19 protein-coding genes are annotated in these 19,856 nt (G+C 62.6%); 10 read left to right on the top strand and 9 right to left on the bottom strand.

Annotation, left to right across the window (positions count from 1 at the left end):
• Positions 1-89: 89 nt before the first annotated feature.
• From sigM to BH95_RS18915, 5 genes are all read left to right on the top strand, one after another.
• Positions 90-680, top strand: coding sequence for an RNA polymerase sigma factor SigM (gene sigM / locus BH95_RS18935; protein WP_051104895.1), 591 nt, complete (start codon positions 90-92; stop codon positions 678-680).
• Positions 681-737: 57 nt separating this feature from the next.
• Positions 738-1,505, top strand: a complete 768-nt coding sequence (locus BH95_RS18930) for a hypothetical protein (RefSeq protein ID WP_037183519.1) — start codon at positions 738-740, stop codon at positions 1,503-1,505.
• A gap of 109 nt (positions 1,506-1,614) precedes the next feature.
• Positions 1,615-2,604 carry a thioredoxin-disulfide reductase gene (gene trxB / locus BH95_RS18925; protein WP_037183517.1) on the top strand — a complete coding sequence of 330 codons (990 nt, stop codon included), beginning with the start codon at positions 1,615-1,617 and terminating at the stop codon, positions 2,602-2,604.
• A 47-nt stretch (positions 2,605-2,651) separates the two neighbouring features.
• Positions 2,652-2,984, top strand: coding sequence for a thioredoxin (trxA, locus tag BH95_RS18920; protein ID WP_019665070.1), 333 nt, complete (start codon positions 2,652-2,654; stop codon positions 2,982-2,984).
• A 231-nt stretch (positions 2,985-3,215) separates the two neighbouring features.
• A complete protein-coding gene (locus tag BH95_RS18915) occupies positions 3,216-4,406 on the top strand; it encodes an N-acetylmuramoyl-L-alanine amidase (RefSeq protein WP_037183514.1) in 1,191 nt (396 codons plus the stop codon).
• A 34-nt stretch (positions 4,407-4,440) separates the two neighbouring features.
• Here the strand turns inward: BH95_RS18915 and BH95_RS18910 are convergent, their stop codons facing one another.
• The 9 genes from BH95_RS18910 to rpmH all read right to left on the bottom strand — a co-directional run bounded on the left by BH95_RS18910 (position 4,441) and on the right by rpmH (position 12,994).
• The gene (locus tag BH95_RS18910) at positions 4,441-5,127 is read right to left on the bottom strand and encodes a hypothetical protein (protein WP_019665068.1); all 687 of its coding nucleotides are present in this window, start codon (positions 5,125-5,127) and stop codon (positions 4,441-4,443) included.
• Between the two features lie 277 nt (positions 5,128-5,404).
• Positions 5,405-6,448, bottom strand: a complete 1,044-nt coding sequence (locus BH95_RS18905) for a ParB/RepB/Spo0J family partition protein (RefSeq protein ID WP_019665067.1) — start codon at positions 6,446-6,448, stop codon at positions 5,405-5,407.
• A gap of 5 nt (positions 6,449-6,453) precedes the next feature.
• The gene (locus BH95_RS18900) at positions 6,454-7,494 is read right to left on the bottom strand and encodes a ParA family protein (RefSeq protein WP_037183512.1); all 1,041 of its coding nucleotides are present in this window, start codon (positions 7,492-7,494) and stop codon (positions 6,454-6,456) included.
• Positions 7,495-7,564: 70 nt separating this feature from the next.
• On the bottom strand, positions 7,565-8,242 hold the full coding sequence (gene rsmG, locus BH95_RS18895; protein WP_037183510.1) for a 16S rRNA (guanine(527)-N(7))-methyltransferase RsmG: 678 nt from the start codon (positions 8,240-8,242) through the stop codon (positions 7,565-7,567).
• Positions 8,243-10,331: 2,089 nt separating this feature from the next.
• Positions 10,332-10,970, bottom strand: coding sequence for a Jag family protein (locus BH95_RS18890; RefSeq protein ID WP_037183508.1), 639 nt, complete (start codon positions 10,968-10,970; stop codon positions 10,332-10,334).
• Positions 10,971-10,994: 24 nt separating this feature from the next.
• Positions 10,995-12,083, bottom strand: a complete 1,089-nt coding sequence (yidC, locus tag BH95_RS18885) for a membrane protein insertase YidC (RefSeq protein ID WP_033189447.1) — start codon at positions 12,081-12,083, stop codon at positions 10,995-10,997.
• A 4-nt stretch (positions 12,084-12,087) separates the two neighbouring features.
• Positions 12,088-12,426, bottom strand: a complete 339-nt coding sequence (gene yidD / locus BH95_RS18880) for a membrane protein insertion efficiency factor YidD (protein WP_019665060.1) — start codon at positions 12,424-12,426, stop codon at positions 12,088-12,090.
• Complete coding sequence (gene rnpA / locus BH95_RS18875) at positions 12,427-12,819, bottom strand: ribonuclease P protein component (protein WP_080738036.1); 393 nt, start codon at positions 12,817-12,819, stop codon at positions 12,427-12,429. It abuts the gene before it with no gap.
• 31 nt (positions 12,820-12,850) lie between these two features.
• Complete coding sequence (gene rpmH / locus BH95_RS18870) at positions 12,851-12,994, bottom strand: 50S ribosomal protein L34 (protein ID WP_026347786.1); 144 nt, start codon at positions 12,992-12,994, stop codon at positions 12,851-12,853.
• Positions 12,995-13,671: 677 nt separating this feature from the next.
• Between rpmH and dnaA the strand changes: the two genes are divergently transcribed.
• The 5 genes from dnaA (at position 13,672) to BH95_RS18845 (ending at position 19,795) form a co-directional block, all read left to right on the top strand.
• Positions 13,672-15,204 (top strand): chromosomal replication initiator protein DnaA, encoded by a 1,533-nt coding sequence (gene dnaA / locus BH95_RS18865; protein WP_026347785.1) that lies wholly within the window; start codon positions 13,672-13,674, stop codon positions 15,202-15,204.
• A gap of 629 nt (positions 15,205-15,833) precedes the next feature.
• Positions 15,834-17,018 (top strand): DNA polymerase III subunit beta, encoded by a 1,185-nt coding sequence (gene dnaN / locus BH95_RS18860; RefSeq protein WP_026347784.1) that lies wholly within the window; start codon positions 15,834-15,836, stop codon positions 17,016-17,018.
• The gene (gene gnd, locus BH95_RS18855; protein WP_371828334.1) at positions 17,018-18,013 is read left to right on the top strand and encodes a phosphogluconate dehydrogenase (NAD(+)-dependent, decarboxylating); all 996 of its coding nucleotides are present in this window, start codon (positions 17,018-17,020) and stop codon (positions 18,011-18,013) included. Before dnaN ends, gnd begins: the two co-directional genes overlap by 1 nt.
• A 3-nt stretch (positions 18,014-18,016) precedes the next feature.
• A complete protein-coding gene (recF, locus tag BH95_RS18850) occupies positions 18,017-19,243 on the top strand; it encodes a DNA replication/repair protein RecF (protein ID WP_026347783.1) in 1,227 nt (408 codons plus the stop codon).
• 3 nt (positions 19,244-19,246) lie between these two features.
• Positions 19,247-19,795: a DUF721 family protein gene (locus BH95_RS18845; protein ID WP_019665053.1), complete on the top strand. Its 549-nt coding sequence runs from the start codon at positions 19,247-19,249 to the stop codon at positions 19,793-19,795.
• Positions 19,796-19,856 lie beyond the last annotated feature (61 nt).

Below are 19,856 nucleotides of genomic sequence, written 5' to 3'. Positions count from 1 at the left end.
ATGCTTGAATTCGACAACGTTTCGTACTCCGCGGTCTCTATGGCTTAGGCTCTCCAGCAATGCGGTAACACGGGGGGAGCCGTTTTCGTATGGGGAGTGCAGATCTAAGCGGCGTCGGGGATGTTCTGAGTGGGCGTTCCGACGTGGAGTTGTTGGCTGCGCACGTTGCAGGCGACGAGCGGGCGTTCACGACGCTCGTGCATCGACACCACGAGCATCTGTGGATGACGGCGCGGCGAACCAGCTACACCACCGAGGACGCCGCCGACGCCTTGCAGGAAGCTCTGCTGTCCGCGCATCGGACCGCAGCGTCGTTCCGAGCGGATGCGGCCGTACGTAGTTGGCTCCACAAGATCGTCGTCAACGCCTGCCTCGATCGCATCCGACGCAATCGCTCGAGGCCGACGGTTCCACTGCCCGAGGGTGACTCCGCCGAACTGCCGGACGTCCGCGATCAGATGTCCGCGGTCGAAACGTCGATCGAGGTGCACAACGCACTGATGGAGTTGGCCCCGGAGCAACGTGCGGCGGTCGTGGCGGTGGACATGGAGGGATACTCGGTGTCCGACGCGGCCCGGATCCTCGGTGTTCCGACGGGCACCGTCAAGAGCCGCTGTGCGCGCGGCAGATTGAAGCTCGCGGGGCTTCTCGACTTTCTCCGCGAGGAGGGGAACCGATAACCAGGTCGGTGCGTCTTACAGTGTGTAGGACCGAATCATGCGTGGAAGGAGATCGGCATGACTTCATCCGACGCCGGTCTCCTGGAGCCTCCGTACTCGCCGGATCTCCTGGCCGATCTCCATGCAGGCGTTCTTCCGGATGCAGTGAGTGCGCAACTGTGGCCACGCGTCCGACAGGACCCCGATGCGGTCCGGATTCTCGACGCACTCGACGCCGTCACCGAGCGGTTGGCTACCGCAGGCCGTGAGCTGGCCTCGGGCGAGCCGATGCCTCCCGAGGTCGCGGAACGTATCGATCGCGCACTGTCCGCCGCACCCCCGGTTCAGGCTCCGACGGACACCTCGACCCAGAACCGGGCCCCGGTTGCACTCGCGTCGCGTCGTCATACGTCACGCACCGTCCTGGCGGCCGGGATCGCAGCTTCGGTCGTGTTGGTGACGGTGGTCGCGGCAGCGGTGGTGGTGGCGACGTCGGACAAATCGGGCGTCACCGACGGCGGGTACGCGGATGATCTTCGAGCGGATGCACCCACGTTGGTGCTGAGCTCCGACGATCTGGACAGCTCCCTCGCCTTCGACGTGATGGCGACGCGGGGGCGAGACGAGGTCACCGACGCGGGCAACCTTCGCGAATGCCTGATCGCCAACGGCTTTCGCTCGAACAGCACGGTGCTCGGGTCTGCGTCCGTGGAACTCGACGGCAGGCCGGGAGTGATGCTGGTGATCGCGACCGCCTCGGCTGCCGACGGCATGGTGCTGTTGGCGGTCGGACCGGACTGCGGGGCGAACAATCCGGCGACGTTGGTCCGACGCGACATCGAGTGACTGGCCCGATACGAGCGGGAACAACACCCCTTACCCTGGTGTTGTCACACACGTCTGAAGTTCACTTGCTTCACGCGATTGCTACCCGAACATCTATCGGAAGGTCCGCATGACTACGCCCAAGGTTCACGACCTCATCATCGTCGGCTCGGGACCGGCCGGCTACACCGCTGGTGTCTACGCAGCCCGGGCCGAGCTCGAGCCACTGCTGTTCGAGGGCACTCAGTTCGGTGGCGCATTGATGACCACCACCGAGGTGGAGAACTTTCCCGGTTTCCGGGAAGGAATCATGGGACCGGACCTCATGGAGCAGATGCGCGAGCAGGCCAAGCGCTTCGGAGCCGACATCCGCACCGAGGACGTCGAAGAACTCGACCTGACCGGCGATGTCAAGACCGTGTCCGCGAACGGCGAGACCTACCAGGCACGTGCCGTCATTCTCGCGATGGGCGCAGCAGCCCGCTACCTGGGCATTCCCGGGGAAGAGAAATTGCTCGGCCGCGGCGTCAGCGCCTGCGCCACCTGCGACGGCTTCTTCTTCCGCGACCAGGACATCGCCGTCATCGGCGGCGGGGACTCCGCGATGGAGGAGGCGACATTCCTCACTCGGTTCGCGCGCAGTGTCACGATCGTCCATCGCCGCAGCGAATTCCGTGCGTCACGCATCATGCTCGAACGTGCGAAGAAGAACGACAAGATCCGCTTCCTCACCGACACCAAGGTCAACGAAGTCCTCGGTGACACGTCCGTCACCGGCCTGATCATCGAAGACGCCCGCACCGGCGAGACCAGCACCCTCGACGTCACGGGTTTGTTCGTCGCGATCGGCCACGATCCCCGCAGCGAACTCGTCAAAGGCCAGGTGGACCTGGACGACGAGGGCTACGTCAAGGTCGCCTCGCCGTCGTCGGCAACGTCGCTGCCCGGCGTTTTCGCCGCCGGAGATCTCGTCGACCACGTGTACCAGCAGGCCATCACCGCAGCCGGTACCGGATGCACCGCCTCGATCGATGCCGAGCGTTGGCTCGCGGAGCAGGGTGACATCACCAGCAATACGCTCGAACACGCTGACCAGCCGGTCGACGCTGTTTCCGCCTGATCGACCCTGCTTCATCTTTCGTCCCAACCCTCAGGAGCACACCGAATATGTCCGATGACAAGAAGACCGTGACCATCACCGATGCGTCGTTCGTGGACGACGTCCTGACCAGCGAAAAGCCGGTCCTCGTCGACTTCTGGGCGACATGGTGCGGACCGTGCAAGATGGTCGCCCCGGTCCTCGAGGAGATCGCCGCCGAGCACTCCGACAAGCTCACCATCGCGAAGCTGGACATCGACGCCAACCCCCAGGCCGCGCGCGATTTCAAGGTCATGTCCATCCCGACGCTCATCCTCTTCCAGGGTGGCAAGCCCGTGAAGCAGATCGTCGGCGCCAAGGGCAAGGCAGCACTGCTCAAGGACCTCGACGCCGTTCTGTAGCAGGCACACGGTCTACCTCATCCACGCCCGACTGCGCAAGGTCGCTCGTCCGGGTCCACTCGGGCGTGGATTGCGGTCCGTCGGCTACTTTCTGCGACAATCGTCTGATGTGCCGACGCAGTGTCGGCACATCGACTGTTGTTCGTCGGCGTCGTAGCCACCGGTGGTCACGGTTCCTCCGGAACGCGACGCGGCCGACGATCAGCGTTCTTCAGCAGGAGGTCTTGGGGTATGCACCGACTCGGTCACGGCGACAGCGGTCCCGCCGTCGCAGAGGTACGGAGCACGCTGGTTTCTCTCGGATTCCTGCTGGACACCGCGTCGCCCACCACCGATGACACGCTGCACTGGAGTGCACCCACCTCGGACTTCGATTCGTCCCTCGATGGCGCCGTCCGTGCATTCCAGCAACACCGCGGTCTACTGGTCGACGGCATCGTCGGGCCCGCGACGTACCGGTCTCTCAAGGAAGCGTCCTACCGGCTCGGCGCTCGCACTTTGATCTACCAGTTGTCCGCGCCGCTGTACGGCGACGACGTCGCCACCCTCCAGACGCGTCTGCAAGATCTGGGCTTCTACAGCGAACGTGTCGACGGATACTTCGGCCCCAAGACACACGAGGGTCTCTCCTCGTTCCAGCGTGAAATCGGACTGTCTCCCGACGGCATCTGCGGGCCCGCCACACTGCGTTCCCTCGAGTTGCTGGGTGCTCGCGTCACGGGTGGATCCCCGCATGCCATCAGTGAAGAAGAATTGGTACGGCAGTCCGGGCCACAGCTGACCGGCAAGCGCATCGTCATCGACCCCGATCTCGGCGGAGCGGATACCGGCCTGATCGTCGACGGCTTGTACGGCCGAATCTCGGAAGCCGAAATTCTGTGGGACGTGGCAAGCCGACTCGAGGGCCGCATGGCAGCAACCGGTATGGAGACGTTCCTCTCGAGGGCGCGCGGCACCAATCCCAGCGTCGCCGAACGTGCCGAGACTTCCAACGCCTTCAACGCCGACCTGATGATCTCGCTCCGATGTGCGTCGAGTTCCAGCACCGCCGCCAACGGTGTCGCGAGCTTCCACTTCGGTAACTCGCACGGCTCCACCTCGCTCATCGGCCAGGTCCTCACCGGCTACATCCAGCGCGAAATCGTCGCTCGCACACCGCTTCTCGATTGCCGTAGCCACGGCCGAACGTGGGATCTGTTGCGGCTCACCAACATGCCCACCGTTCAGGTGGACCTCGGCTATCTCACCAACTCGGCAGACGTAGCCGTCCTCGGCGATCCTCGCTCACGCGACATCATCGCCGAAGCAATCCTGATCGCGGTCAAGCGTCTCTATCTCCTCGGTCAGGACGATCAGCCGACGGGCACCTTCACGTTCGCGGAACTCTTGGCCGAAGAACTGGCCGCAGCCGACAGGCGCTGAGAAACCCGCCGACAGGCGAATGTCGGCGGGTGTGTCAGCGGACTCCGACGGGCGTCTTGTGCTCGATTTCCACCATCGTCAGGCTCGCTGCGATGAGGAGCTGCTCGAGCGCCGATTCGACGTCTTCCTTCCAACCGTGGTCACGGTCGAGCTCGAGGCGAAGGCGAGGGTAACGGTGATGAGGCGCAACAACTTCGAACCCTGCTTTTTCGAGGAAGTCCGCGTCGATCATGCACGTGGCCTCCGTGCACACCAACGACGCCGATGCTCTCGGCCCCTGCACCTCGTCGTCGTCGGTGCGTCGTAGGCCGAATGCCTCGAGTGCCCGTACGCCGCGATTGACCAGATCTGCGACGACAGCTTGAATCAGCGCTGCCGAGTTTCCTTCGCTGTCGACATCGGATTCGGTTCGGAGGGTCGTCAACAGTACGGCGTCGGCACTCACCGGCGACGTCGGGAATTGCGCGGCTCGGGGGACAGCACTCGGAGGGGCATACAGGGCACAGCCCGCTGTCGCACCGTCGAGTGTGAGCAGTTGTCCGCAGGATCCCCACTCGAGCATGATCATCGACAACCATGCTTCGTTCTCGAGCTCGAGATCTACGGCACCGCCATCTGCTTTGTCGGTAGCTGGATCGAGTACCCAGAAGCGGCATCGCCGTGTATGGGTCGGTAGTCGATCGAAGGAGTCCAACGTGACTCCCGTGACGAGCGGCGACACTGCTTACCTCAGCTTCCAAGCCCTAGAACTTTCGGCGTCCCGCACAGAACATCGGGCACGCTCGTCAAGAATATGCGATCGATCTGCCCGTCGCGCCTCATGTAGCGGGCGCTGAGCCGACTGAACTCGTCCGGTCACACCTCGAATCGACGTGTTCGCTGTAAAGTTCTGCACTGCAGTACTTTTCACGTTCTCGACATACATCTTCGTCCGATCTTCCAGCACTTACGTCACCGTGACGTAATGACCGTGTGTGTCTGTACCTGAATTTTCGCGGCTACTTCTTCTTCTGATTTTCCATCATCTCGACAATGCGCTGAAGATCATCGACCGAGCCGAACTCGACCACAATCTTGCCTTTTTTCTTGCCGAGGCTCACCGTGACTCGGGTGTCGAACGAATCGGAGAGACGATCCGCGACATCCTGGAGCCCCGGCATCTGAATCGGCTTCCGCCGCGGAGCCGGATTGGGACCCGAACTGTCCTCCCGATTTGCGAGAGTGACCGCTTCCTCCGTTGCTCGGACGGACATGCCTTCCGCAACGATCCGTGCCGCGAGAGCCTCCTGAGCGTCGGACCCAGCGTCAAGTGACAGCAACGCACGCGCATGGCCGGCGGACAGAACACCCGCTGCGACGCGTCGTTGCACAGCGATCGGCAGCTTGAGAAGACGAATCATGTTGGTGACAACCGGCCGAGATCGGCCGATCTTGGCCGCCAGTTCCTCGTGAGTGACGTCGAATTCCTCGAGGAGTTGCTGATACGCCGCGGCCTCCTCGAGTGGATTGAGTTGAACTCGGTGAATGTTCTCGAGCAGGGCGTCGCGCAACATCGCGTCATCCGCGGTCTCTCGAACGATCGCCGGGATGGAATCCAGTCCCGCTTCCTGGCTCGCGCGCCACCGACGCTCGCCCATCACGAGCTCGTACTTGCCGCCTTCGAGCGTGCGTACGACGATCGGTTGCATCAACCCGAATTCACGGATCGAGTGAACCAGCTCGGCGAGCGCCTCGTCGTCGAAGACGCTGCGCGGCTGCTTCGGGTTCGGCTGAATCAGCCCCGGAGGAATCTCGCGGTACACCGCACCCGCGGGGGAGAGGTCCTCGTCGGAACTCCGCACCGGCGGTGTCGGGGTGGGCGCCGACGCCACCTCTTCGGCCGATCCCGCGGCAGCCGGCTTCGGCTTGGCCCGTGTGGCCGAGTTGTCCTTACCAATGACGACGTCTGCGGCTGCGTTGCCGAGCCGCGGTCCTGCGTCGGGTCCGGTGGGAATCAGTGCGGCCAGTCCGCGGCCCAAACCGCCTTTGCGTGTCTGACTCATGGTTCCTAGTGCTCCTGCGTTCCGTCGTTTGCTGCGCCGGCGGACCGCGCTGCCAGTTCTCTACCCGCGTCCAAATAGCTCATCGCGCCGCGCGAGCCGGGGTCGTAATCCAAGACGGTCATTCCGTAGCCAGGCGCCTCGGAGACCTTCACACTGCGCGGAATCACCGCGCGGAGGACTGCATCTCCGAAGTGTTTCCGAACCTCTTCGGCGACCTGATCCGCGAGCTTCGTACGACCGTCGTACATCGTCAGGATCACGGTGGAGACATGCAGAGCGGGGTTGAGATGTGCCTGAACCAACTCGATGTTGCGGAGCAACTGACCCACACCCTCGAGGGCGTAGTACTCGCACTGGATCGGGATCAGCACTTCCGTCGCCGCGACCAACGCGTTGACGGTCAGCAATCCGAGCGAAGGCGGGCAGTCGATCAGGACGAAGTCCGCGTCGATGGAGTCGAGGTCCGCCAGTGCCGTCTTCAGGCGTCCCTCACGGGCCACCATGGAGACCAATTCGATCTCTGCGCCGGCGAGGTCGATCGTTGCCGGAATGCAGTACAGGCGCTCGCTGTGGGGGCTCTGTTGGATGGCGTCGCGGGCGCTGACCTCTCCGATCAGGACCTCGTAGCTCGAGGGCACCCCGGAGTGATGCTCGACGCCCAGAGCGGTGCTGGCGTTGCCCTGAGGGTCGAGATCGACAACCAGAACAGTCAGCCCTTGAATCGCGAGCGCAGCAGCCAGGTTGACGGCCGTCGTCGTCTTGCCGACGCCACCCTTCTGGTTGGCGATCGTCAACATCCGTCGTTTGTCGGGCTTGGGGAGCGTGACGCTGCCCGGGTGCAGCACCTGACTCGCTCTGTGCGCCGCCGCACCGATAGGAGTGTCGTCGGGGGAGATACTGCTGTACGCGCCGAAACCAGATCCGTCCGTCGCTTTCGATCCTGCGCTGCTCCGGGAACTTCGGGAACTGGGCGCAGAAGATTCTGTTTCACGTGAAACGTTGCCATCTGTTTCACGTGAAACAGTGGGATCGGATCCACCCGACATATGTGCTCCTTAATGCGGAACGGATTGAACTACGTGGATTGAGGGACCTGACTCGAAGCCAAGTACTGTGTCATGAACGCGGAAAGCGACGGGGGACTCGTTCGGCACGAACCACGATCGTGGGCGTCGGAACAATATCCACGCCACACTTGACGACTTCCAGCTTGCCAGCACCCAAGCGAACAAGGGAAGAGCGATCGCGTTCGATTTCCTCTTCAGCGCTACTTCCCTTGAGGGCGAGCATCCGCCCGCGTTCATGGATCAGCGGGAGAGACCATTTGGCGAGCTTCTCCAGTGGAGCAACGGCACGGGAGGTGACGACGTCGGCCCCACCCGCTTCTTTCTTCACTCCCGGCTGCTCGGCGCGGCCCCGGACCACCAACACATCCAGCCCGGCGCCCTCGATGAATTCCGCGAGATAGACGGTGCGTCGAAGAAGCGGCTCGACGAGTGTCACGTGGAGATCGGGACGCGCAATCGCGAGTGGGATACCGGGTAACCCCGCTCCGCTTCCGATGTCCACCACGCGCTCGCCCTCGTCGATCAGCTCACCGACTACGGCGCAATTCAAGATGTGCCGCTCCCACAACCGAGGAACTTCGCGCGGACCGATCAGCCCTCGCTCGACACCGAGCGTCGCCAACGACTCGTGATACTGCTGCGCCAGATCGACCCGCGGACCGAACACGCGCTCGGCGATGGCCAATACTTTGTCGTCATCAAGCGGCTCTGGTTGCACGTCCTCCATCCTCCCGTGTAGGGGGTCGCTTCGCCAAACCCTCGAGGCGTATTGGCTCGGAAATCACCCAAATTCGTACGATCGGTGGAGTTTCACGTGAAACAGTTTCACCCGACCGGATGTGACCCCGTGGATGTCGGCCGCCGACAAGAGAGCCCTGCAGCGGCGTGGCTGCCTTGGAGCCGAACTCTGGAGATTCGACCACCGCCCCGCTGGACGGACACACAGTGCCTGACAGTTCGGCAATCATTCCTGGACGCCTTCGACCCAGCTTGGTTCGGACCCACTCGTCACCGTTCAGTGACCGGTTCGCTCGCAGTGGACGGACGCACTTCAACTTCATATCACTGAGGCGCCCCGCGGGCTCACTGCGACGGTTTCCGGAGGCTGTCGATGAAACCAAGGAAGTTGGCAGCCGTCGTGTACGAACATTGACGGGGGAGTTCGCCTGTCTTGAAACTCGTTGCGCATCCGCGACGATCCGGCACCCGTAGGATCGTGGCCACGGCCCGTTTTGTCGTTTCACGTGGAACAAGGCAACAGGGTCGGCTCCGGTGTGGTCATCTACAGATCGCGACCGACCAGACTCGATACCGCCGGTCTACAGCGAGCTACCGACTTCGGTCCGTCACGACACGACTTACATGGCTGCCCACTGACCCGCCCATCGGGTCGCAAAGCCGCATCCTGGTTTCACGTGAAACAGGCGCAATCGGGCTTGGGCATTCCCAACTCGGTGTTTAGTCTCTACCCACTCGACCACGTCCATCGCGCACACCCCTTTGTGCGATAACCCTCGACTGCGAACCGGCCTTCTTCGCGGAACCAACGCGTCACGGCCGGACCGACCGTTCCAGACTCGATCGTGCATCAGCACCGCACCGCGCCCCCGAGAGTCCGCGGCCGGTTCCAGCCGGTGCCTGGTTCCGACCCGAACCGGCCTCTTGTCATCGGGCGGGCCCTTGCGAACAAATCCCGCCACGTAGACACCAAACTCTCTTCCTTGACCCTCGTTCGATACATAAGGCCGCCGGATCACTTCACGACCGGGCGTACTCCTCGCAGACCCGCCGGCCCCGATGTCTCGCAATCGGACTCCCACCGGCGATTCTCCGATCATCGCTCGTATGGGGTTGTGTGGCCAACCGTTCGTTCCGACGCCGGGGAATTCGCGGTTCGCCGTCGAGTCTCCTTCTCGCATTCGGAACAATGCGCTGCCGAGCCGATGCGACCATCAATGCAACATCAGCAGTCGGCTGTCAGACGTGACCCAGTACAGCTCCATCGGTCGGATCCTGCGAACCGGACCCTGAGTGAACAGAGACGATCGGGCGACGCTCGACTGATCCTCTCGAACAATGATGATTTCGAACCATAAATTATTCGTACCTCCATCAGTCACCTAAGTTTCACGTGAAACACGGTGACGACGTGACTCCGGCGGTCTCGGATCTCACAACCAACACCGCCTACAGCCGGGGGAGTGGGAGACGATCCGACGACGGACCACGACTCACCGACACCTACGGCCGCGTACGTCTCCGACCCCAAACCCGAATCCCGTCGACACGCCCATCGGGTTTCACGTGAAACAGGCCGTCCGAACGACGACGCGTTCCGACTTTCGATATCGACGCGGCGCCGAATGGTCACCGAAGAGTCGACGCCCTCGCTAGGGTCGCCGTGATCCGGCTCCGCTATACCCGGCACCAAACCGCCGCCAATCACCGAAGTCTGGATCCAACCTCGCTGAGATTCCGACACGGTCAGTCCATCGATAACCGATCCGATGCGTCGAACCGACCGAGGCGGCTCCCAGTTTCACGTGAAACACACCCGCTCCGCGCATCGGCGTCGACGCTATGTCGATGATCGAGCTGTCCGACACGACGTGCGTAGGAAACTGTCACAGTGACGTTTCACGGCCACACTGGACTGCACCGGAAAACACTTGGAAATGCGAACCGGTCCACGAATAACATCGATGCAATTCGACCTAGTCCTGACACACGAAAGCCCCCTGCTGATTGCCGGGGGCTTTCGGTTCGAGCTGACATCATCGTCGAGAGACTCGACTCGACGGGATCTACGTCGGTGACTACGCCTTCACGACGACCACTCGTCGGGACGGCTCAACGCCCGTACTCTCGCTGTCCACGCCGTCGATCTTCGCGACGGCGTCGTGCACGATCTTCCGCTCGAAGGGAGTCATCGGCGTGAGCTCCTCGCGTTCTCCACTATCCAGAACACGACGTGCCGCTTCCACACCCAAGGTGCTCAGTTCACTGCGTCGGTTGGCGCGCCAACCGGCGACATCGAGCATCAGCTTGCTGCGCTCGCCCGTCGACTGCTGAACCGCAAGACGAGTCAGTTCCTGCAACGCGTCGAGGACCTCGCCCTTGCGTCCGACGAGCTTCGACAGATCGGAGCCACCGTCGATGCTCACAACCGCGCGATCGCCCTCGACGTCCAGATCGATGTCGCCGTCGAAGTCGAGAACGTCGAGCAACTGCTCGAGGTAGTCGCCGGCAATCTCGCCTTCTTCGACGAGGTAGTCTTCCGAATCCTCGTCGTCGATGTCCTCGTCGTCGACCTGTGCGGCATCGACACTCTGGGGTTCGGCAACTACAGGTTCTTTGTCCGACTGCTCGGTGTCGACTGCCACGACCTCACTCGCTCCATCCCCAGCGCTCACCGCGTTGTCCGTGTTCGTTTCTTGATCGGTATCTGCAGACATCTCTTGATCCTCGGTATCCCGGCGTCAGCGACGCTTGCGCTTGGACTTGCTTCGGTTGGCCTGTGGTCGCGGCTTGGGCTTCGCGGCGCCGGAGGAACTGCCGGTCGAATCCGCGTCCCCGTCCTCGACCTGTCCGCTTGCCTGAACATCGTCGGGAGCCAATTTCGAGAGCTTCGGACGTGCACCGGGCTTGGGCTTGCTGACGGGCTTCACTCCGGGCTTCGGCGCGTTCTCCGATCGCTTCTCGAGGGCAACCTGCTTCTTCGCTGCTTCCTCTTTGTCGATCTTGCCGAACACGAGGTGCTGCTGACCGTAGGTCCACGCGTTGTTACTCACCCAGTAGAGCAGGATGGCGATAGGCAGGAACGCACCGAACGCCAGGACGCCGAGGGGGAAGACGTACAGCGCGAGCTTGTTCATGATCGCGGACTGCGGGTTGGCCGCTGCAGCCTCACTCTGACGCGCGACCGACGCACGCGAGTTCAGGTGTGTCGCGACAGCCGCAATGATCATCAGCGGCACCGACACTGCGACGATCGTCCACACAGCCGGGATGCCGAGACCGAGGTCTGGGTTGGCGTAGGCGTCGAGCTGATCCTGCGGCATCGTGATGAAGGCCGAGATCGGAGCGCCGAACAAGCGGGCGTCCAGGAACGAGTTGACGTCGTCGACGTTGAACGCGTAGTTCGGAAGCGATCGAGTCTCTTGGGCGCTCAGACCGAGCTGACCGAATCCGGTGCCGGTTCGGTTGAACGACCGAAGCACATGGAACAGGCCGATGAAGACGGGCGCCTGCGCAAGGACCGGGAGACAACCCATGATCGGGTTGAAGCCGTGCTCCTTCTGCAGCTTCTGCATTTCGACGGCCATGCGCTGCTTGTCTTTGCCGTACTTCTTCTGCAGGGCCTTGATCTGCGGCTGCAACTCCTGCATCTGCCGAGTCGTACGCACCTGCTTGACGAAGGGTTTGTACAGAATCAAGCGAAGCGTGAACACCAGGAACACCACGGACAGCGCCCAGGCGAAGCCGTTGTCGTCGCCGAGGACGGCGCCGAACACCTTGTGCCATACCCAGAGAATCCAGGAGACCGGATAGTAGATGAAATCGAGCACGGGTCTATGTACTCCTCTGTTCGTCCACTCCTACGAACGAGTGGATGTCTTCGGTCGAAGTCTGTGTTGCGTCGCTGCTGGTTCGGTGTCGCCACGAACCGCGCTCGGGCACCGGATCCCAACCTCCAGAGTGCCAGGGGGCGCATTTGAGCAAGCGTGCGCAAGCGAGGATCAAGCCTTTGATTGCACCGTGGGTCTTCAACGCGTCGACGGCGTACTCACTGCAGGTGGGGGTGAACCTGCAGGTCGGCAGCCGAAGCGGAGACACGTAATTGCGGTACAGCTCGATCGAGAAGACAAGTGTTCGCACCGGGAGCGAACGAACGAGAGGGAGGAAGCTCATTTACGATGCATCTTTCGACGCAGTGGGGCCGGATGCATCCAAGTAGCCCATCTTCTTCAGTCCGGACCGGACCTGACGATGCAGTTCCTTCGACGTCAGCACCGAAGCTCCTGGTAGAGCTCTGATCACCACGTCGGTGCTGGACGGCACATCCACCACGAGCTGAGCGCAGATATGCCGAAGCCGGCGCGCAACTCGATGACGAGTTACCGCCGGCCCGACTGCCTTGCTCACGATCAGTCCGAATCTGGGGGAGCCGACAGAGAAGACCGAACGTGCGTCGTCTCGCGCGAACGCGTGAACAACCACGTCTTGTCTTCCCATTCGACGGCCTCGACGCACGGCACGCGAGAAATCCGCGCTGCGGTGCAGTCTGTTCGGCTCAGGTAACACCCCGAGCTCCGTAACTCAGACGAACAATGATTTAGGCGGTGAGTTCCTTGCGGCCCTTGCCGCGACGCGCAGAAACGATTGCACGACCTGCACGCGTACGCATACGAAGACGGAAGCCGTGAACGCGCGCGCGGCGTCGGTTGTTCGGCTGGAACGTCCGCTTGCCCTTGGCCACGGTCAACACTCCTCGAAAATTTTCGGCGCCCACTCCAGGCGCCTACTGGCGGTAGTACCGAGTTCGGTCGAACTCGAATTACATCCCACAGCGAGAAGGCCGAACACCGAACTGTAAACACCCAGCAAGCATCGGTCACCTCGCTTCGGGTGACTGTTCGAGAGTACTGATGGAGCGGGGACGGGTCAAACTCGCCCCACCGGGAGTGGAGCTTGCGGGGATGAGCCAAGCACGGGAGTGGAGCCTGCAGGAACGACCCAAGCAATTCGTCTCCCAGAAGACTACATCGGTGTAATTCATCCACAAGGGTGGGGACAGAGGTGTGTGAATAACCGCTCGGACGCGTACCGGTGACGCCGTCGACAGGATTCTTCCGTAGCTCGAGAATTTCGTCGAACGCAACATTGCAGCTCAGGGACCATGAGTGGCCGTTTTCCGACGGATTTCGACGTTCGGGGGTAACACCGGTGTCGTTCATCCACACCTGTGGATAATTGTGTGGAAACAGCCCGCAGGTGGCATATTCGTACCGGGCGCGCGCAATGTCCGTCTTCGAACTCGCCGGCATCCGTTCGCCGTCGGTGACGCTAGTCGACGACGAAGCGCCGCATGACCGCTTCGGCGATCTTCGTTTCGCTGAAATCTGCACAGTTCGGTTTGGTCTAGTAGGAGGCGCCGTGAGCGACGATCCGGGTGCGCTGGCGCGCGTCTGGCCAGAGGTTGTCACGGAGTTGACGTCCGACAGGCACAGTGGTCAACCGCTGACCAAAGGTCAGAAGGCATGGCTCGCTCTGGTCGAGCCGCTCACTCTGACCCAGGGGTTCGCGCTGCTCGCGGTGCCGTCGTCCTTCGCGCAGGAAGCGATCGAACGCGACCTACGTGAGCCGATTCTGCACGCACTCGGCCGTCATCTCGGCCAGGGAGTCGAAGGCCTCGGCGTCAGAATCTCCGCTCCCGAGGACGAGAAGCCCGAGCCCGAACGGACCGGCTATCCCGAGACTCCGAGCTCTCCGACGTATCGGCGCCGCTTCCTCACCAGCTCCGACGACGAGCCGTCGGACTCGGAGACCGCGGACTACGAGGAAGTCGACGACGAGCGAGAAGCGCTCGCGAGTGTGCAGAACTCGTGGCCGACCTACTTCACCAAGCCGCCGGAGACGACGACCACCACCCCGGGTGCGGGAAGTCTCAACGCGAAGTACACCTTCGACACCTTCGTCATCGGTGCTTCCAACCGGTTCGCTCACGCGGCCGCCGTCGCGATCGCCGAAGCTCCGGCCCGCGCCTACAACCCTTTGTTCGTGTGGGGCGCGTCGGGTCTGGGCAAGACTCACCTGTTGCATGCCGCCGGGCACTACGCACAGAGACTTTTCCCCGGCATGCGCGTGAAGTACGTCTCGACCGAGGAATTCACGAACGACTTCATCAACTCGCTTCGTGACGACCGCAAGGTCGCCTTCAAGCGTCGCTACCGCGAAACCGACGTGCTGCTGGTCGACGACATCCAGTTCATCGAGGGCAAGGAAGGTATCCAGGAAGAGTTCTTCCACACCTTCAACACCCTCCACAATGCGAACAAGCAGATCGTCGTGTCCTCCGATCGGCCACCCAAACAGTTGGCCACCCTCGAGGAGCGCCTGCGTACGCGATTCGAATGGGGTCTGATCACCGACGTCCAGCCGCCCGAGCTCGAAACTCGGATCGCGATCCTCAGTAAAAAAGCGAGAATGGATCGCCTGGACGTTCCCCACGACGTCCTCGAGCTGATCGCCAGTCGAATCGAACGCAACATCCGTGAGCTCGAAGGTGCGCTGATTCGCGTCACAGCCTTCGCCTCGCTGAACGGACAAGCACTGGATCTGACGCTGGCCGAGGTCGTACTCCGGGATCTGATGCCGGATTCGACGAGCCTCGAGATCAACGCGGCAACGATCATGGCGGTCACGGCCGAGTACTTCAACACCACCATCGACGACCTGTGTGGCCCCGGCAAGGCCCGCGCCCTGGCCATGGCCAGGCAGATCGCCATGTATCTCTGCCGGGAACTGACGGATCTGTCGCTGCCCAAGATCGGCCAGACCTTCGGCCGCGACCACACGACCGTCATGTACGCCGACAAGAAGATCCGCAAGGAAATGACCGAGCGTCGCAAGGTATACGACCAGGTCCAGGAGCTCACCGCGCGGATCAAGCAGCGCTCGAAGCGCTAGCGACACCGCTCGGACATCCCTCGAGGAACGATCACGGCGCGAGTCACCCGGAGGTACGGGGCTCGCGCCGTTTCACGTCGTGACTCGAGGGATGTGGTGTGTTCCAGGTCATGTTTCGACCTCCGGAAACAACCCTCGAGTCGGTACCGAGGAGTTTTTTTCGTACTTCACTCCATTGATTCACACCTGTGGATAACCATGTGGATAGTGGAGGACTTCTGGGGATGAACTGTGAGGGCCTGTGCACCGCCGAATTTCGTCCACAGGCGGTCCCGAGTTGGCCACCGATTGGTTCAGAGTTCATCCCCACGACACCACGCCTGACGACCAGCGCCGCATGGTGTGTGTGCACAGATTCCACAGGACCTATTAATAAGAAGATTTTCTCTTCGAAGGAATCTCTTCTAAAACAGGTGTTGGGGACCAATCCGTTCACAGGGTCGCTCGAGGGTCTCCGTCGGCGCCCGCCGTCGGGACGTTCCGCTTTCAAGTTGGTCACGAAGGGCATACGGTGTTCATCACCGCAGCCTGTGTCAGACTCTTTGACGCACCGGTAAACGAGCTCACCCGATGCTCGACGAAGACCCCTTCGAGACGATCCGCTGCCGAACGAGAGGAAAAACCGAGCGATGGAGCTTGGAAGTCTGAAGTTTCGCGTTGCTCGCGAAGATTTTTCCGATTCCGTTGCCTGGGTTGCTCGTAGCCTGCCGTCCAGGCCGCCGGTACCAGTGCTCGGTGGTGTACTGCTCGCCGCGGACGACCAAGGTCTGACCGTCTCCGGTTTCGACTACGAAGTCTCGGCTCAGGTCCGCGTCTCTGCGGAAGTGGCGACTTCCGGTCGCGTCCTGGTGTCCGGCAAGTTGCTCGCCGACATCACGAAGTCGCTTCCCAACAAGCCCGTCGACGTCAGCGTCGACGGCACCCGGGTGCTCATCAACTGCGGAAGCGCGAAATTCTCGCTTCCGACGATGCCCGTCGAGGACTACCCCCAGTTGCCCGAGCTGCCGACGCAGACCGGGTCGATCGCAGTGGATGTGTTCTCCGAGGCAATCGCGCAGGTTGCCGTCGCCGCAGGCAAGGACGACACGTTGCCGATGCTCACCGGTATCCGCGTCGAAATCCACGGCACGACGGTCGTCCTCGCGGCGACCGACCGCTTCCGGCTCGCAGTCCGCGAGCTCGAGTGGCTGCCCGTCGGCGGAGAGACCAAGACCGAGGTCCTGATCCCGGCCCGTACGTTGTCGGAATCGGCAAAGACGTTGACGGGCAACGCAAGTTCGCCGGTGGAGCTCGCTCTGGGGTCCGGATCGTCGATCGGCGCCGACGGCCTCCTCGGCATCATCAGCGGAGGTCGTCGGACGACGACGCGCCTCCTCGATGCCGACTTCCCGAAGTTCCGACAGCTGTTGCCACCCGAGCACACGGCGGTTGCCGTCGTGGAGATCGCACCTCTCGTCGAAGCGATCAAGCGTGTGGCGCTCGTCGCCGAGCGTGGTGCGCAGGTTCGCCTCGAGTTCTCCTCCGAAGGCGTCCTGCTGTCGGCCGGTGGTGACGATGCCGGTCGGGCCGAGGAGGCACTGCTCGCCGACTTCCAGGGTGAGCCGCTGACCATCGCGTTCAACCCCGGCTATCTGATCGACGGGTTGTCGTCGCTGCACAGCGAGAAGGTCACATTCGGATTCACGACTCCCAGTAGGCCTGCGGTTCTCCGGCCGACGACGGATGATGAACTGGTACCGGATTCCTCGGGTAAGTTCGCGGCACCGCAGAGCGCCTACACGTATCTGCTGATGCCGGTGCGCCTTCCCGGCTGATCGGGTACCACCCGCGAGGACGTCGGTGGACGTCCTCATCATCGGCAGCATCTTCGACGCAAAGGACACTTCGCATGCAGCTGGGACTGGTCGGCCTCGGAAAGATGGGCTTCAACATGCGCGAGCGGTTGCGCTCGCACGGCCACGAAGTCATCGGTTACGACCCGCGGCCCGAGGTCACGGATACCCCGTCGCTCGAGGGTCTGGCGCAGGCGCTCACCGCGCCGCGCATCGTCTGGGTGATGGTCCCGTCGGGCGAGATCACCCGAAACACCATCGTCGGGCTCGCGGATGCCCTCGAGGAGGGCGACCTCGTCATCGACGGTGGTAACTCGCGCTTCACCGACGATGGACCCAACGCGGAACTGCTGGCGAAGAAGGGCATCGGCTACATCGACGCAGGCGTGTCCGGCGGAGTCTGGGGCCTCGAGAACGGCTACGGCCTGATGGTCGGAGGATCGGAAGACGATGTCGCACGCGCTCAGCCGATCTTCGACGCGCTTCGTCCGGAAGGTGAGCGGGCCGACGGTTTCGTCCATGCGGGCCCTGTCGGTGCCGGCCACTACTCGAAGATGGTGCACAACGGCATCGAGTACGGGCTGATGCAGGCGTACGCCGAGGGGTACGAGCTGCTCGAGGCCGAGGAACTCGTGCAGGATACTCATGGTGTTCTTCGTGCGTGGAGCAAGGGCACCGTTGTCCGGTCGTGGCTGCTCGACCTGCTGGTTCAGGCGCTGGCCGAGGACCCCGAGTTCGCTGAAATCTCCGGTTACACAGAGGATTCCGGCGAAGGAAGGTGGACGGTCGAAGAAGCGATTCGGCACGCGGTTCCGGCACCGGTCATCTCTGCGGCCCTGTTCGCTCGATTCGCATCCCGCCAGGACGATTCACCGGCGATGAAAGCCGTGTCCGCGCTGCGCAATCAGTTCGGTGGTCACGCCGTCAAACGTGCGTCGACCGAAGAAACTCTTCGCGCACCCGATCCCAAGAAATAGATCTTGTTCGTTCGCTCTTTCACCGTGCGGGACTTCAGGTCCTGGGACGACGTCACCGTCGAACTCGAGCCGGGTTCGACGGTGTTCGTCGGTCCCAACGGTCACGGCAAGACTAACCTGCTCGAGTCGCTCGGCTATCTGTCGACGCTGTCGTCGCACCGGGTGTCCTCCGATGCTCCGATGATCCGTGCGGGTGCACAGCGTGCGTTCGCCAGTGCCTCGGTGGTCAACCTCGGTCGAGAACTGACCATCGACATCGAGTTGCTCGAGGGAAAAGCCAACAAGGCCAGGATGAATCGCTCCCCGGTGCGCCGACCGCGGGAGATACTGGGCGTTCTGCACAGCGTGCTCTTCGCTCCGGAGGACCTGTCCCTCGTGCGGGGAGATCCAGGGGATCGACGTCGCTATCTGGACGAGTTGCTCACCACCCGTAGGCCTCGAATGGCTGGTGTGCGAGCAGATTACGACAAGGTGCTTCGGCAACGGTCGGCGTTGCTGAAGACTGCGGGTGGGGCATTGCGTCGTGGCTCACGGTCGACCGACGGTGCCAGCGCGCTCGCCACGCTCGACGTGTGGGACGGTCATCTCGCGGCGCACGGTGCCCAGTTGCTGGCCGCGCGCATCGGCTTGGTTCACGAACTCGAACCGTTGGTGGCCGAGTCCTACGCATCCATTGCGCCTGAATCACGCCCTGCCGCAGTGACATACAGAAGCAGTCTGGGGGACGTACTGCCGCCGGAGTTCGCGGATGTAGCCCGTGTACCGGAGCCCGACGACGTCGATGTGCTCGAAGCTGCGTTTCTCCATCGGCTGAACGAGATGCGTCAACGCGAGATCGAGCGCGGAGTCTGTCTGGTGGGACCACACCGAGACGACCTCGAGTTGATGCTCGGTGATCAGCCCGCGAAAGGGTTTGCCAGCCATGGTGAATCGTGGTCGTACGCCTTGTCGTTGCGGCTGGCGTCTTTTCGGTTGTTACGGGCGGAGGGTACCGACCCGGTGTTGATGCTCGACGACGTCTTCGCCGAGCTCGACCGCAAGCGTCGCAGTGCCCTGGCCGCCGTCGCGGCCGAGGCGGAGCAAGTGTTGATCACCGCCGCCGTCGCGGAGGACATTCCGCCGGAGATCGATGCTCGTCGGTGGAAAGTCGAAGCAGTGCAACATAGTTCGGAACGAATCTCGACGATAACCCCGATCGACGCCACCGTCGACTCCACCGAAGGAGTATGAGACGTGAACGAAGAATCAGGCGAAGGAACGGACGAGCTCAAGGGCGTCGACTTGGCGCGCCGTGCCCTCGAGGACGCGCGAGCTGCCGCCAAGGCGAGCGGCAAATCCGTCGGGCAGGGGCGTTCTTCGCCGAAGGGAGGCGTCCGCGCACTTCGAGGTCGACGTAAGCGCGGATGGTCCGGTGCAGGTCCCGACGACCGTGACCCGCAGACTCTGGGTTCGCTCGCCGGGTCGATCGCGCAGAAACGCGGATGGTCGGACAAGGTGGCGGAAGGTACGGTGCTCGGGCGGTGGCCCGCGGTGGTCGGCGAGGACATCGCGTCCCACGCGACGCCGACGAAACTCGAGGACGGTGTTCTGAGCGTCACCGCCGAGTCCACGGCGTGGGCGACGCAGCTGCGCTTGATGCAAGCGCAGATTCTGGCCAAGATCGCCGCGGCAGTGGGACACGGCGTCGTGAAGTCCTTGAAGATCCACGGACCCACGACCAAGAGTTGGCGTAAGGGCGACCGCCACATCAAGGGCCGCGGGCCGCGAGACACGTACGGGTAGATTCAACTCCTACCGAAGCGGACCGACGCTGTGAATTGTCCCTATTGCTTGGATCACACTG

The sequence above is a fragment of the Rhodococcoides fascians A44A genome (assembly GCF_000760735.1).
Taxonomy (GTDB): domain Bacteria; phylum Actinomycetota; class Actinomycetes; order Mycobacteriales; family Mycobacteriaceae; genus Rhodococcoides; species Rhodococcoides fascians_E.
Note: the sequence above shows the minus strand (reverse complement) of the source record. Positions and strands in the feature narration are given on the sequence as shown.

Bases quoted from the DNA above. Each gene is read 5' to 3' on its own strand.
- yidD (WP_019665060.1), bottom strand. From the start codon at position 12,426: ATGAGCTTCCTCCCTCTCGTTCGTTCGCTCCCGGTGCGAACACTTGTC.
- rsmG (WP_037183510.1), bottom strand. From the start codon at position 8,242: ATGGAGGACGTGCAACCAGAGCCGCTTGATGACGACAAAGTATTGGCC.
- trxA (WP_019665070.1), top strand. From the start codon at position 2,652: ATGTCCGATGACAAGAAGACCGTGACCATCACCGATGCGTCGTTCGTG.
- BH95_RS18915 (WP_037183514.1), top strand. From the start codon at position 3,216: ATGCACCGACTCGGTCACGGCGACAGCGGTCCCGCCGTCGCAGAGGTA.
- BH95_RS18900 (WP_037183512.1), bottom strand. From the start codon at position 7,494: ATGTCGGGTGGATCCGATCCCACTGTTTCACGTGAAACAGATGGCAAC.
- trxB (WP_037183517.1), top strand. From the start codon at position 1,615: ATGACTACGCCCAAGGTTCACGACCTCATCATCGTCGGCTCGGGACCG.
- BH95_RS18890 (WP_037183508.1), bottom strand. From the start codon at position 10,970: ATGTCTGCAGATACCGATCAAGAAACGAACACGGACAACGCGGTGAGC.
- BH95_RS18905 (WP_019665067.1), bottom strand. From the start codon at position 6,448: ATGAGTCAGACACGCAAAGGCGGTTTGGGCCGCGGACTGGCCGCACTG.
- BH95_RS18930 (WP_037183519.1), top strand. From the start codon at position 738: ATGACTTCATCCGACGCCGGTCTCCTGGAGCCTCCGTACTCGCCGGAT.
- sigM (WP_051104895.1), top strand. From the start codon at position 90: ATGGGGAGTGCAGATCTAAGCGGCGTCGGGGATGTTCTGAGTGGGCGT.
- dnaN (WP_026347784.1), top strand. From the start codon at position 15,834: ATGGAGCTTGGAAGTCTGAAGTTTCGCGTTGCTCGCGAAGATTTTTCC.